Source organism: Halobacteriovorax sp. RZ-2 (genome assembly GCF_043196685.1).
In the GTDB taxonomy this organism is placed as follows: Bacteria; Bdellovibrionota; Bacteriovoracia; order Bacteriovoracales; family Bacteriovoracaceae; genus Halobacteriovorax_A.
On record NZ_JBEBMR010000004.1, the window covers coordinates 1 to 13,968 of the forward strand.

Here is a 13,968-nt window from a genome sequence, read left to right on the forward strand (position 1 = left end):
GTAACTTCAATGATTCAGTTACGTCAGATCTTTCAAAAACCGTTTAAAACTTATTTTGGATTTCTTCTCATCTTGTTTGCCACCTAAGTAGCAAATCTTTTATACTATATTAAAATGTTAAAGAGCCTCTTGAAATAAATGGTGGACATGACAGGAGTCGAACCTGCGACCCCCTGCGTGCAAAGCAGGTGCTCTCCCAACTGAGCTACACGCCCACAAGATAACTTCTCACTGTTTTAAGCAGTAATTTGTTTCGTTCATCTCTCAAGGTGAAACGTAATTTATGTGACCTCGTTTCATATGTCAACACTCTTTTTTCTTTTTTTTTACTTTTTTTGCATTTTTTTTAATTTCCTATCATAATTTCATTAGAAAAGGAGAATTTAAATAATGACTATTGTAAAGCTTGTAAGAATATCCCTGTTTCTCTTCATCTTTATAGGATGTACTAAGAACACTGATACAAAAACACAGGAAGAGGTATCGGACAAAAAGGTCGATGTCTTTAAAATAAATGTAGATCGTACCGGATTATCTGAATCAGAGGGTATTATTAAGACTTCTCATGGGAATATTACGTTTAAATTTTACCCAAAAAAGGCACCTAATACAGTTGCACGTATAATCCAACTAATTCAAAGTGGATTCTATGATGGTTTATCATTCCATCGTGTAATACCGAACTTTGTTATTCAAACCGGTGATCCTACAGCTACTGGTAGTGGTGGTTCAGGTAAAAAGATTCAGGCAGAATTTAATAATATAAGTCATGTTACCGGAACTATGGCCATGGCACGTACTTTAACAGATGAGAACAGTGCTGATTCTCAGTTCTATATTGCTTTAACAGCACTTCCTCATCTGGATAATAAGTATACTGTATTTGGTCAGGTTGTTGATGGTTTAGAAATCTTAAAAAAAGTTAAGAAAGGCGATAAAATTATTAGCATTGAATATATTGAATAATTTAAATCTATAGACAAACTACATAAGCCTGCTCAATGCAGGCTTTTTTATTACTTATGAATATAAAAGAAATCAAAACATTATTAGATAATTTAAACTGCTCTTATCACTTTTCATATCGAACGAATAAAAGCTTTAACTTAATTGCAAACAATGTTGATACCAAGTTTAAAAGTAATACCTTTCCTATCTATAGTATAACTAAAACAATTATCGCATCTCTAATATTTCATTCAATTGAAAATAAAAAATTAAAACTAGAAGATAAGCTATCTACGTTTATTAGTTGTATGAATTATGAATGGCTAAAGAATACGACAATTGCTGAATTACTTTTACATCGTTCAGGCTTAGGTGATTATGGTTATACAAACGAATATAAGAATGCTGTAACCACTTGTCCTAGCAGGCCATTAAGCGAGAGTGAACTAATTAGTATTGTGACAAAGCAAGGCCAACAATCTAAAACAGAAAATAATTTTTTATATTCGAATATTGGTTATCTTTTTTTGAAAAAAATTTTAGAAAAAATATATTCAAAAACTTTTGAAGAATTGATTGAAGTTTTTTTTATTAAAAAGTTACAACTTAAAAATACCAAATCGATTATTACTCAAGAAGAATTTAAAAGTTTAACTTTTCCAACACAAAAAAGTTTTTACTTAAACGTTGAAGATGCAAGAGAGATTTATCATCCACAATGGGTTTCACATGGCCTTATAAAATCGACTCCTGAAGAGATAACAAAAGTTTTCAATTATATTTTTTTTGAAAACTTTCTTTCAAGTAAAACACTTAAAACTTATACAACTCTTTATAAAATCCCATTCAACGGTAAGTACTTCTCTCCACATTATGGATATGGAATTTTAGGTGATCCAAATTCAAATTTTGGTAGCTATTTTGGTCATGATGGAAATGGCCCAGGATACAGTGCCGGTGTATTTATTAACGAGAATAAGATTTTTTGCTTAGTTTTAGGAATAGAAGGAATTAGTAGTAAGGATTTAATTGCACAATTAATTACGTGTTAATAAAAAAAAAGCCTGCAATCGATGCAGGCTTTTTTTATTTTCCGTGTCTTTTTTTATCTTTTGTGTAAATGAATGTTTTTAAAATCAGGAGCCCAACAATTAAAAATCCAATAATCCAACTTGTCTTTGCAGTAAATTGTCCGTCTTTTACTGGTAATGGCTCTTTACTTGGTACTTGTTGTGTAGTCGTATTCGTGTTTTCAGACATACAAACTCCTTTTTGTCTTATTATCTAAACATTGATTCTAAAATAAGCACAGTAGCGTAAACTCCAGCTGAAATAGGAATTGCAGCAACAAAACGAGTCCACTTTGTTTCTTCATTTAAGTGCATGAAGTAGTAAGCAACTAGGAAAGCTTTTCCTAATGCTAAAAGAACTAGAGCACTATCGCGGTAAAACTTTGCAATATTTGTCATCCCAGGGATGATAAGTTCCACAACTGTTAGGAACGTTAGAACGAAGAAAATAAAAATATATAATTTCTTGTGTGAATGATGTGCGCCTTCAGCCATTTTATTCTCCATTTATAATAAATTAATTTTTTAAGTACTGTTCTTTATTAACTAATAAACCAAGATCAATCATTAGCTTATTAATATCTTTACTAGTTGAATCGTAATAACCTCTGATTTTACCATGTCCATCAACAAGAACAAGTTTTTCAGAGTGTGCAATATCAAACATTGTTACCGTTTCACCATTAACATTAGCTTCAACTTCTTGCATTTTCCCCATCTCAGTTCCAAAGCCGTCTATGATTGTAGCTTGCATATCTTCAGTCTTTCCAGTTAAGAAAGTCCAAATATAAGGGTTCGCTTGATGTTTTCTAGCGTATTTGAATAGTGTTTTAGGATTGTCTGTTTCAGGATCCACAGTAAATGAAACAAGAGCAACTTTTTGTCCTAAACCTCTTACTCTCTTTTGAATCTTTTGCATCTCGGCCGTAAGTCTAAGACAACTAGACGGACAATTTGTGAAAATGAAATTCGCAATATAAACGCGACCTTCTAATTCTTTAGACCCATATGTTTTTCCAAAACTATTAGTAAGTGAAAAGGCCGGCAGTTCTTTTACGACAGGTAGCTCAGGAGGAAGTTCTCTGAAAACCGATTTGAAAAAAGGTACAGAAAAGAAATAAAGAACAAAAACTAACCAAAACGCCTTCTTTGAGACAAGCGTTTCGATTAGTGAATTTGATCTTCTTATACCTAAACTAGTCATTATTTAACTCTTATTGATTTTTAATACGATCCATTAACTCTTTACGAGCTTCTGTATCTTTTAAACTCTTTAGGTAGTCTACATAGTGTGCAACGGCCCAGATTTGGTCATCAGTAAGAGTACCTTTCCAAGCGGCCATAGCTGTACCACCAACACCAGCAGCTAAACGTAGAGCAATCTCTTCAACTGTTTCAGCTGAACGAATTGTGTTCCAAGTAAAATCTGGTGGAAGAGATTTGAATCCCCACTCTGTTTCTTGAAGCTTAGACTGATAATCTGCATCAGAGAAGTCACCTTCACTCATACCTGTAAGCTGAGCAAGCTCCATTTTTGGTACGTAAGCTCTGTGGCATGACCAGCACATTGCATCTGAGTGGTAAACCTTCTTACCTTCTTCAATTGCAGACTGGATGTGAGCAACACCATATGGGTTTTTACCAAGAGTAATTTGTTTACCAAGTTCTTTATCTTTACCTTCCCAAACAGATGGAGCGAAAGTCTTGATGTATTGAACAACTTCAAACATTTGATCTTCAGTTAAGTCCCAAGGAAGCATTGCTGTTCCATGAAGACCTTTCTCAAGAATCTTGTATAAGTGCTTATCGTGTGGAAGAGTTCCTGCTTCAACTTCTCCAAATTTGAAGACACCTTTAGTAAAGTCACGTGGTGGAACTTTCATTGCCTTAGCTGCTACACCTTTTCCGTCACCGTCAACACCGTGACAAGGCATACAGTATTCAGTGTAAATTTGCTTCCCTCTGTTAAGAACATCTTTCTCAACATAGAGGCCACCTGCGAATACTTTATCTTCTTTGAAGTGGTTTTCCTGGCAAGAAACCAAAGATAAAATTGTAAACATTGCTGTTAAAGTTAATGCCATTTTCTTCATAGCTATCCTCTTAAAATACAAACATAACGATAAACATTACTAACCAAACGACACCTAAAAAGTGCCAAAACTTAGATACATTCTCTACCCAAGTTACCTTCTCTACACTGTAACCATTAATCGAAACAGGCAAAAGAAATAAAAGTGCAATTAAACCTAGAACAATATGCGCAGCATGTGTCCAAGTTAATGCATAAAATAAAGATGGGAATACTCCGCCAGAAGCTTGAAGTCCCATCGCGGCCATTGAGTTCCAAAGTTGCCATTGAACAAACATGAAACCAAGACCTAATAAGTAAGTTAATGCGAAATAAAGTCTCATGGCCTTAGTGTTTTGTTTATTGAATGCTGATTCAAACAACACTAGAGTCACAGAGCTTAACGCAATAACTATTGTACTAACCACAGGGATTGTAAGAGGTATTCTCGGCATTCCCATTGGTGGCCATACATCAACAGTTAGACGGTAAACAGAATAACCAAGTAGCATCGTAGCAAAGAGCATTGTAAAAGAAACAAGTAGGACAATCATCGCAATTGATGATGTGATCTTTCTCGCTTCTAGTTCTTTATTCGACATTACTTGGTTCATTCTAATTACGCCTCAACTAATTCTTCAGTTTGATATTGGAAATCCTTACCTTCTGGAAGATTAGGGTTTCCTAATTCGTGTGGTCCACACTTAACAACAGGAACTTCTTTGAAGTTATAAACTGGTGAAGGAGATGGAATTGTCCACTCTAGAGTACCAACATTCCAAGGGTTGTTAGGTACTGGTTCTTTTTCTTTCTTAAAGAAAATTGTGTAAACAAAGTTGATCACGAAAGGAATTTGTCCTAGACCCATAAGTAATGCAGAGTAAGTAACAAATGCATTAATTGGGATTAGTCTTTCCATGAATTCGTAAACAAATGGGTTATAAAGACGTCTGTGCATACCTGCGTATCCAACAATCATCATTCCCATGAATACACCATTTAGACCAATCATTGTGATCCAAAAGTGTACTTTACCCCAGAATTCATTTAGGAATTTACCAAACATTTTCGGCATCCAGAAATAAATTGCTGCGTATCCACCAAGAAGAACAGAAGCTGCCATCGTGTAGTGGAAGTGACCAACTACGAAGTATGTATCGTGTAGGTAAAGGTCAGTTGTAACTGTTGCTAGGTATAGACCAGTTAGACCACCAAGACCAAATACGAATACAACACCAAGTGAGAAGATCATTGGAGTATCAAATTTGATCGACCCTTTCCAGATAGTCCCTAACCAGTTTGCAAAGAAGATTGCAGATGGAATTGAGATCGTCATTGTAAGAGTCATAAACGTTTGAGTTAAAAGTGGACTCATTTGAGTCGTATACATGTGGTGACCGTATACAATTGTTGAAAGAATTGTAATTGAAGTCATTGAAAGCGCAGTTGCTTTCGCACCAAATGCTGGTTTTCTTGCAAAGAAAGAAAGTAAGTCAGATACAATCCCCCATGCAGGAAGAATAAGGATATATACTTCAGGGTGACCGAAAATCCAGAATACGTGTTGGTAAAGGATTGGATCACCTGTCCCAGTAGTTGCAGCAGCACCAGCTAGGAAGAAAGTTGTTCCAAATACACGGTCAAATAATAGAAGTAAAAGACCTGCACCAAGAACTGGAAGGAAAATCGCGTTTAGAATAGCTGTTAGCCATAGACCCCAAACAGATAGTGGCATATCAAAGTATCCCATACCCGGAGCTCTAAGAACGATAACCGTTGTAATATAGTTAACTGCACCCATTGTTGAAGAAACACCAAGAAGGAAAAGAGCAAGTGTCCAAAGAGTTTGCCCGGCCCCTGGTGAACCAATTAGCGTTGATAAAGTTGGGTATGAAGTCCAACCACCTGCTGCAGCACCTAGTGGTAAACATAGAGATGCAACAAGAATTAACGCTGAAGCAGCTGCAATCCAAAAAGAAAGCATATTAAGTAAAGGGAAGACCATATCTCTTGCCCCAATTTGCAGTGGGATAAGATAGTTTCCGAACGCCCCAATTAGAATTGGTGTAATAGCGTAGAAAATCATGATCGTACCGTGCATAGTAAAAAGCATCGCGTACGTATCTGGGGGAACTACTCCTCCTGTTGAAGGGAAAAGTAAGTTACCTAGAATTGGGAATGCCTCTCCAGGAAACGCTAGTGTCCAGCGAATCATAAGGGCCATCATCCCACCTAAACCTAGACCAATGATTCCGTACCAAAGAAATTGTTTTCCGATCACTTTGTGATCATAAGAAAAAATATACTTTGAGATGAAAGTCTTTGGCTCTGAGTGAATATGTTGCTCGAAAAATGCCATTTTATATTCTCCTAAAAGTTATCTTGTAATTAGTACTGCCACTTCCAACCCCAGAATAATTCAGGGTTTTCAGGGTCATTCTCATGAATAGCTTTCTCTTGAGCCTCTGCAATCCAAGCAGCATAGTCTTCTTGAGAGTAAGTAGTAAGAGAAGCTTTCATTCTATAGTGATATGTTCCACACATCTCTGCACAAGCAATATCCCAAGTACCAGCTTTAGTTGGTTCAAACCATAGACGAGTTAAACGACCAGGAATTGCATCAACCTTACGACGAGCATTTGGAAAATATAGTGAGTGAATTACATCTTTTGAAAGTACTTGAATAACAACTTTACGACCAACAGGCAGTCTTAAGTCATTTAACTGAACAACATCATCTTCAGTATTGAAAACATTGTCTGCACCAGCATATCTGAAGTGCCATGCCCACTGCTGACCAAGTGCTTGAATACGAAGTGGATTCTCGTCCTCTTTTGGCCACTTAGCAAAAACATTTACATAGTCTTCATTCGACATTCTTGTAATGTTCATATCGATTCCTAGGAATACCGATAGACCAATTACTGTCGCGATGATGATATGAATCTTCTTATTCCCATAAGTATAGTAAGGCTTTGGGTGTCTCTTTGCTGAATAAAAGTAAGAGAAACCAAATAATCCTGCACATACTAATGCAAAGAAAAAGAGGTTCATGTAAGTAGTGTAGCCAAATAACCAATCGATTAAGTGACCGTGCACAGAGATATCTTCAGGTGGTTTCATTCTTTCCCAAAGACTCATCTGCTTAGAAGTTGTACTAACAACTGTAGCTAAAACAGGTGTCAAAAATCCCATAGACCTTCCTTCTATTGAAATACTTTATTAATTTGAATTGATAAATTTTAACCCTTTTTTATAACATTTTCCACGATTTAGCTAAGGAAAATCATCAATGATAGCAAGAGTGGTAAATAGATTATAGAACCCCAAAAATATTGTCGGGCCCAAGTCACATAACTCGGCTCATCATGAATAAAAAAACTTTGCAAACTCTGTGCGAAAAATACGCCGTTCACGACTAGAGAGGCGATAAAAAAGTTCTTAGAATTAAGATCGAAGAAGTAGCCAGCACTACTAAATAAAAATAAGAGTAATGTCCAAAGAGCAATACAGACCTTCATTTTGGCAATCGAGTAGTAGTGAGGATAGACCTTAATATCCCCTTCCGCGTAATCTTGTTTATGGTAAATTGAGATGGCCATAAAGTGTGGAATTTGCCAGATAAACAGAATTCCAAACAATAAAATTGCTAGACCATCAATCTCGCCAGTTACAATTGTGCGGCCCATTACCGGTGGAATTGCACCAGGTAGAGCACCAACAAATAACGCAGCAGGACTTTTTCTCTTCATTGGCGTATACACATAAAGGTAAGAAAAAAATGCCAACGCACCGAGCAATGCAGTAACTTTATTTACATTTACATAAGTTAGACTGAAGCCAAGGATGAAAAGGGCCCAACCTTGAATAACGGCATAAATTGGTTTTATTCTTCCAGCAGGAAGAGCGCGATCTTTTGTACGGGCCATATTTGAATCAACTTCAATCTCCATGTAGCAATTAATTGTCGTTGCTGACATCACGATCAAAATTGAAAAAATAAGTGCATTAATCAAATAGAAGAAATCGACATATTGTCCTGTTAGAAGAATTCCCGAAACAATTGTCGAAACAACAAGTAAACCTAGACGTGGTTTGGTTAAACTTAATAAGTCACTTGCAACTGTGTGCCTATATCCACCAAAATATGTTTCTTCAAAACGCTTAAACCACTGGAATAAGAACAGTAGATTTAGAGTGATGATTACTGCTAATAAAAGGTGTAGTACTTGAAAGTAAGTTGTATCAGTTAGTAAGAATAATCTCTTTGCATTAAATAAGTGAATGAGAAATAAAGTAACTAAACTTCCTGTTAGCAACGAAAATTGCTTAAAGGCCTTTCCGTGTAAGAGTGTGATCGTTTTTCTGATATTGAAAAGAAAAGCTAGTAAGAAGCCTAGAAATAGAACTCCAAGATACTTATGAAGAGAATGAATTTGCGCAGCTACAGTTGAAGGCCAAAAACTTAGCCCCTCCGCCGTCTGACATAAGATATTAATATTATCCCCTAGCCCACATACATCTTTTGTTGCCGTTTGATGAACGATTCCACCAAAGAAGAACTGTACAAAAGCAATAAGTAACATAATGAAAACAAGGTCTTTTGCTGAAGGAGAATAACCTTTTAAATTCAAATCTTGTTTTTCTACAACTGGATAAAAAAGTTGAGAAAAGATAGCGATATAGGCAAAGCTTAGAATTAAGTGAAAAACACTAACTAAAGTTGGTAATTTATAAATAAAGTTAATCCCACCTAGAAGTGATTGGAGAACGAGAAGGAATAAACCTAAACGAACAGACTTCTCTTTTGGGTGCTTAATAAAGAGAAATGTATTTAAAACAATAATAATTCCAGCAAAAATTCTGTGAAGTATTGGATATATTGACGACTTATCAACAGTCGCCGCATAACAAATTGGCCAAGAAGTACATTCTAGGCCAGTGAAGTCCGCACTCACTAACCCACCAATGACAATTAAACCTAATGTTAATAAGATATTGATGAAGGCAAGTGTACGATACATTACAGCTCCACTTCTTGTGATTTTTTAAGGATGATTAATAATTCATAAATAAAATATGATAGTAAAATTGCAAATAGTAAGTGAACTGGTTGAGCAAATGCTGGGAATGCCAGATACGCTAAGATGACACCTGCTGTGATGACACCAATTAATACTAACATAATAGAGATACACTTCTTTTGGACAAAAGAGTTATCTTTAAACTCTTCCATAATTTTTCTAAGAGTGTAAGAAAAGCCTAAAAGAATTAGAATTGAGAATGAACGGTGGATATAAAAGATCATATCAAGACGATCAACCCAATTTGTTCGCGATAAATTCGGCTCAGTATTAGTAATTAAATCAATTTGCTCTCTAACTTGTGTACCAAGAACAATTTGAATGACAACTAGGCCAACAAGAACCCATAAGAAGTCTTTGTAGCGGTCGACATTATGCTTGCGAAGAAATTCAATTTCCGTCACTTCATATTTTAAATGAGCAAGGGCAAAAGCTAGGAATATCGCCAAGAGCATATGAATCGTAATCACCCCAGGGTGTAAGTGTGATTTTACAACCATTGCTCCTACACCACCATTTAGAACCACTAAGAACAGAGCTAGGCCAGATAGCCAAACAACCTTCTTATTTTCTTTTTTATAAGCAAATGAAAGGACAAATAAGATAATTGAAGCAATTCCAGTCCATACACCAGCCATTCTATTGAAGTACTCAGTCCATGTATGAATAGGATTAAAAACTGCGACTATACGGCCAGGTTTTGCAAATCGAGTCTGATAATCAGCAGGAAGCTGATCAATACTAGTCGGAGGAACCACTTGACCGAAACAAGTTGGCCAATCTGGACAGCCCATTCCAGCTCCAGTACTTCTAACCATCCCTCCAATTAGAATAAGTGCAAAAACAGTGATTATGACTACAGGCAAAAACTTTTTGAATCGTAACTTTTTAGAACTTTCCATTTCAACTTCAACTTGATTTCAACTTTCTTAACCCAACTAGAAATATGAATAATTTTCAATTTCAAAGTGATGGGATAGTATTTCTATATAGGAGTCAATATGCACAAAAATCACGGACCTGTCTATTATGGTGACTATTTAGAACTGAATAAATTACTCGATACGCAAAATCCTCTCTCTAAAAAATATGGAGATGAGGCACATGATGAAACACTCTTTATAGTTGTGCATCAAGTATATGAATTATGGTTTAAACAGATACTTCACGAGCTTAACTCGATAAAAAGCATTTTCTCAGTAGATAAAGTGGAAGAGTCATTTCTTTCAACAGTTTGCTCAAGACTTGAAAGAATTAAAAAAGTTCAAACGCTTCTCTTGGGACAATTGGAAGTCATGGAAACGATGACTCCAATGGACTTTCTTGAGTTTAGGGATTTATTAGTTCCTGCCTCAGGTTTCCAAAGTGTTCAATTTAGAGAAATAGAGATTCTACTAGGACTATCTACTAATCAAAGAAAAGAGGTTGATCGTGAGTACTTCCTAGGAAGACTCAATGAACAAGATAAAGAAAGACTTCTAAAGATTGAAAAAGAGCCTACTTTATTCTCGGCCCTTGAAAAGTGGCTAGAGAGAATGCCATTCACATTTAATGCAGAATTTGATTTCTGGAGTGAATATCAATCATGTGTTGAAGATATGCTATGCGGAGATGAGCTCACTGTCTTAGATAATATGGCAACTCTACCGCCAAAAGCATTAGAGATACAAAAGGCAAATCTTCAAAGTACTCGAGATACATTTGAAACTCTTTTTAATTCAGATGAATATAATAAATTAGTGAAAGAGGGAAAGAGAAGACTTTCTCAGAAAGCTACCCTAAATGCCCTATTTGTTCTTCTTTACCGAGATGAGCCAATACTAACTCTTCCATACACAGTACTAGCTCACCTTATGGATATTGATGAGAATTTTACTACTTGGCGTTACAAGCATGCGCTAATGGCACATCGAATGTTAGGAACTAAAATTGGGACAGGTGGGTCTTCAGGTCATCAATACTTAAAAGATGCTGCTGATAACAATCGTTCGTTTATCGATCTATTTAACCTTTCAACTTTTATTATTCCAAGATCACAAAGACCAGTTCTTCCTGAGAAACTAAAAACAGCGATGAACTTTAATTACAGAGACTAGAATGTATAAAAAATATTTTGAAAGATTTTTAAATGCAAACGAAGGAAAACTTCACTTTGCGGCCCACTCTCACCATTACTGGCCAGATGTCACAAGAGATGCGCAAATCAAGTATTGGGATGATAGTGCTAAATACGTTGACGAAAAGTGGGGTAAGTTTTTTTCAAATGAATTTGCCCAGCTGCAAAGTAATATTGCAAACGTTTTAAATATTTCAAAACCTCAGCAAATTACATTTGCACCAAACACACATGAGTTAGCTTATCGAGTTCTTTCAGCTCTCCCCCATGGTGCAAAGATCTTAACAACTGATAGTGAGTTCTACTCTTTTGATCGCCAAATTAATCGTCTATCAGAAGAAGAAATTTTCGAAGTGACTAAGATTGAGAATACTAATGACGAGAGCTTTATCGAAAATTTCATTCAAGAAGCAAATACTGACAAATATGATCTCATCTTCATTAGCCAAGTATTTTTTAATTCTGCCTTTGCAATTAAGGATCTCGTCTCTTTTGTAAAAGCAATTAATTCTAAGGCAGAAATTGTTATTGATGCCTATCATGCATTTATGGCACTACCAACAGACTTAAGTGAAATAGAAGATCGTATTTTCTACATGGCCGGCGGCTATAAATACTGTGGCTCAGGGGAAGGCTCATGTTTTCTTATCTCTCCTCAAGATACTAACCTAACTCCAAGAAATACAGGTTGGTTTGCCCAGATGGGAGATCTTACAAATTTTAGTGAAGACAAAGTCCCATTTAGTAATGATGGCTTTCGTTTTGCTGGATCGACAATGGACTTTACTGCCATCTATCGAATGAATGCTGTATTAAATCTTTGGAAGCAAGAAAACATTTCAGTACGTGACATTCATGCCCACGTTGAAAAAAATCAAACTGATTTCTTATCTGGTATCTTAGGCACAAAATTAGAAAGTAAAATCGTGACAACAACAAGTAGAGGTCATTTTATTGCTTTCAAATTTTCAACATCACAAGAATGTGAAGACTACGCTGCAGACCTCAAGGCCAATCAAGTGAATGTTGATTATCGCCGAAATATTTTGCGTTTTGGATTTAGTATTTATCAAGATAGTGATGATATAATTAAACTTATTAAAATAATTAAAAATATTGGTTAGGAAAAGATGGAAGAAAAGAAAAAGCAATCACAAGAAGAGCTTCAATCAGGGGCCTCTAACAAGAAAGGCCTTGCTAAAGTATTAGAGAATATTTTTAGAAAGAACCAAGCAATTGGTTATATGGCAGCAATGCTACCTCCGATTGTCGTTTACATTATTTGTATTACTCTTGGATTAACTCCTGGTTATATTTTTTTAACGACAGCATATGAAAGCGTTGCAGGCCAACACTTCCTTATTCAAGCTCTTGCAATGTCATTTGCATTTGTAATGTCTTATGCTGCTTATGCATTAACACTTATCTTTATCGTTCCATTCTTTAACTGGATCTATCCTCTTAAAATGAAACCATTTAAAGGAAGTTGGATTTCATTAGAAACTCTTCCTTGGTACTACCATAATGCGCTAACACAATTAGTTCGCTACACAGTCTTAGACTTCTTTCAAGCAACACCTATTATCACTTTATTCTATCGAATGATGGGGATGAAAATTGGAAAAAACTGTGTCATCAATACAACGAATATTTCTGACCCATGCCTCATTACACTTGAGGACTACGTAACAATTGGTGGCTCAGCAACAATCTTTGCTCACTATGCTCAAGCTGGTTTTCTTGTAATTGCACCAACTGTAATTAAAAGAGGTGCAACAGTTGGGCTAAAAGCTTCAATTATGGGTGATGTCGTTATCGGTGAAAAAGTTGTTGTTTCTCCACACGAAGCGGTACTACCAAAATCAAGACTTGATGCTGAAGAGAGAAAGAAAGCAAAGAAAGAATCTAGTAATTAAGATATTTCAAAAAGAAAAAGATTAAAACACCAGTTACTGAAACATAAAGCCAAATGGGTAAAGTCCACTTTGCCCATTTTTTATGACTCTTAAAACTTCCAGTCAAAGCATTCCAAAGAGTAATTAAAATCATCGGCAACATCACGATACTTAAAAGAACGTGAGAAATTAGAATTGCAAAATACACAGGCCTTACAAAACCTTGTGCGATGAATTTCGTATCACCATGAAAGTGATGATAAAGGAGATATGAAACAAGAAATAATGCAGAAGTAGCAGTTGCCCCCGACATGCATTTAATATGTGCTGAAACATTATTTTTCTTAATAAATCGCCAACCCACAAATAGTAAAGTTGCAGAAATTGAATTCAGTACAGCATTTACCATTGGTAGATAATCAACCCACCAAAGTTTAACGGCCGCTTCAGGCTTAAAATAAATAAACCAAACTAAGAAAAGTGCAATTAACCCACTTAGTATAAAGAGTAATGTATAGATAAAATTACTGTTGTTCTTCTTCATGAATCCTAGAAGCTACTGAGTTTTTTCTATATTTATGAATTGTTTTATAAAGAATAAAAAACGGAATATAGATTAGGCCAATGAAAGTTACGAGAATCCAAACAAGCCTTGCATCCTTTGGATTATCCATCGATCCAGCACAACCAGGACACGCAAAAACGTAGTCTGAAAATAGTACTAGAATTAATATGCCAATTGGTAATAAGAAACTTTTCATATACTTGCCTTATATACTTTTCG

The 13,968-nt window shown here is 35.6% G+C and carries 16 protein-coding genes and 1 tRNA gene; 5 read left to right on the forward strand and 12 right to left on the reverse strand.

The features are described from left to right. Window positions 1-139: 139 nt before the first annotated feature. Window positions 140-215 (reverse strand) — tRNA-Ala (locus ABMA78_RS14300). 175 nt (window positions 216-390) lie between these two features. Here ABMA78_RS14300 and ABMA78_RS14305 point away from each other — a divergent pair. Then, window positions 391-966: a peptidylprolyl isomerase gene (locus tag ABMA78_RS14305; RefSeq protein WP_392861026.1), complete on the forward strand. Its 576-nt coding sequence runs from the start codon at window positions 391-393 to the stop codon at window positions 964-966. Window positions 967-1,022: 56 nt separating this feature from the next. After that, entirely contained in the window at window positions 1,023-2,000 is a 978-nt protein-coding gene (locus tag ABMA78_RS14310; protein WP_392861028.1) for a serine hydrolase domain-containing protein, read from the forward strand. A gap of 34 nt (window positions 2,001-2,034) precedes the next feature. On the opposite strand, the gene ABMA78_RS14315 is transcribed toward ABMA78_RS14310, so the two are convergent. The 9 genes from ABMA78_RS14315 to ABMA78_RS14355 form a co-directional block, all read right to left on the reverse strand. Further along, window positions 2,035-2,208 (reverse strand): hypothetical protein, encoded by a 174-nt coding sequence (locus tag ABMA78_RS14315; protein ID WP_392861029.1) that lies wholly within the window; start codon window positions 2,206-2,208, stop codon window positions 2,035-2,037. 20 nt (window positions 2,209-2,228) lie between these two features. Further along, the gene (locus ABMA78_RS14320) at window positions 2,229-2,513 is read right to left on the reverse strand and encodes a cytochrome C oxidase subunit IV family protein (RefSeq protein ID WP_392861031.1); all 285 of its coding nucleotides are present in this window, start codon (window positions 2,511-2,513) and stop codon (window positions 2,229-2,231) included. 22 nt (window positions 2,514-2,535) lie between these two features. Then, on the reverse strand, window positions 2,536-3,222 hold the full coding sequence (locus ABMA78_RS14325) for an SCO family protein (protein ID WP_392861033.1): 687 nt from the start codon (window positions 3,220-3,222) through the stop codon (window positions 2,536-2,538). Between the two features lie 10 nt (window positions 3,223-3,232). Further along, window positions 3,233-4,111, reverse strand: a complete 879-nt coding sequence (locus ABMA78_RS14330; RefSeq protein ID WP_021267527.1) for a c-type cytochrome — start codon at window positions 4,109-4,111, stop codon at window positions 3,233-3,235. Between the two features lie 10 nt (window positions 4,112-4,121). Next, entirely contained in the window at window positions 4,122-4,703 is a 582-nt protein-coding gene (locus ABMA78_RS14335) for a heme-copper oxidase subunit III (RefSeq protein WP_392861035.1), read from the reverse strand. A 5-nt stretch (window positions 4,704-4,708) separates the two neighbouring features. Then, on the reverse strand, window positions 4,709-6,448 hold the full coding sequence (locus ABMA78_RS14340; RefSeq protein WP_021267663.1) for a cbb3-type cytochrome c oxidase subunit I: 1,740 nt from the start codon (window positions 6,446-6,448) through the stop codon (window positions 4,709-4,711). 29 nt (window positions 6,449-6,477) lie between these two features. Beyond that, complete coding sequence (locus tag ABMA78_RS14345; RefSeq protein WP_392861038.1) at window positions 6,478-7,284, reverse strand: cytochrome c oxidase subunit II; 807 nt, start codon at window positions 7,282-7,284, stop codon at window positions 6,478-6,480. A gap of 77 nt (window positions 7,285-7,361) precedes the next feature. Further along, entirely contained in the window at window positions 7,362-9,113 is a 1,752-nt protein-coding gene (gene cyoE / locus ABMA78_RS14350) for a heme o synthase (RefSeq protein ID WP_392861040.1), read from the reverse strand. Beyond that, on the reverse strand, window positions 9,113-10,075 hold the full coding sequence (locus ABMA78_RS14355) for a heme A synthase (protein WP_392861042.1): 963 nt from the start codon (window positions 10,073-10,075) through the stop codon (window positions 9,113-9,115). The genes cyoE and ABMA78_RS14355 overlap by 1 nt, the downstream gene beginning before the upstream one ends. Window positions 10,076-10,174: 99 nt before the next feature. On the opposite strand from ABMA78_RS14355, the gene ABMA78_RS14360 reads away from it, so the two are divergent. From ABMA78_RS14360 to ABMA78_RS14370, 3 genes are read left to right on the forward strand one after another with little or no spacing between them, the layout of a single operon-like run. After that, the gene (locus tag ABMA78_RS14360; RefSeq protein WP_392861044.1) at window positions 10,175-11,269 is read left to right on the forward strand and encodes a tryptophan 2,3-dioxygenase family protein; all 1,095 of its coding nucleotides are present in this window, start codon (window positions 10,175-10,177) and stop codon (window positions 11,267-11,269) included. A gap of 1 nt (window position 11,270) precedes the next feature. After that, the gene (locus tag ABMA78_RS14365) at window positions 11,271-12,413 is read left to right on the forward strand and encodes an aminotransferase class V-fold PLP-dependent enzyme (RefSeq protein ID WP_392861045.1); all 1,143 of its coding nucleotides are present in this window, start codon (window positions 11,271-11,273) and stop codon (window positions 12,411-12,413) included. A gap of 6 nt (window positions 12,414-12,419) precedes the next feature. Continuing rightward, window positions 12,420-13,205, forward strand: coding sequence for an acyltransferase (locus ABMA78_RS14370; protein WP_392861047.1), 786 nt, complete (start codon window positions 12,420-12,422; stop codon window positions 13,203-13,205). On the opposite strand, the gene ABMA78_RS14375 is transcribed toward ABMA78_RS14370, so the two are convergent. Both ABMA78_RS14375 and ABMA78_RS14380 read right to left on the reverse strand, forming a co-directional pair. Then, window positions 13,195-13,728 (reverse strand): DUF420 domain-containing protein, encoded by a 534-nt coding sequence (locus ABMA78_RS14375; protein ID WP_392861049.1) that lies wholly within the window; start codon window positions 13,726-13,728, stop codon window positions 13,195-13,197. The genes ABMA78_RS14370 and ABMA78_RS14375 overlap by 11 nt on opposite strands. Beyond that, a complete protein-coding gene (locus ABMA78_RS14380) occupies window positions 13,709-13,945 on the reverse strand; it encodes a hypothetical protein (protein ID WP_392861050.1) in 237 nt (78 codons plus the stop codon). The genes ABMA78_RS14375 and ABMA78_RS14380 overlap by 20 nt, the downstream gene beginning before the upstream one ends. Window positions 13,946-13,968 lie beyond the last annotated feature (23 nt).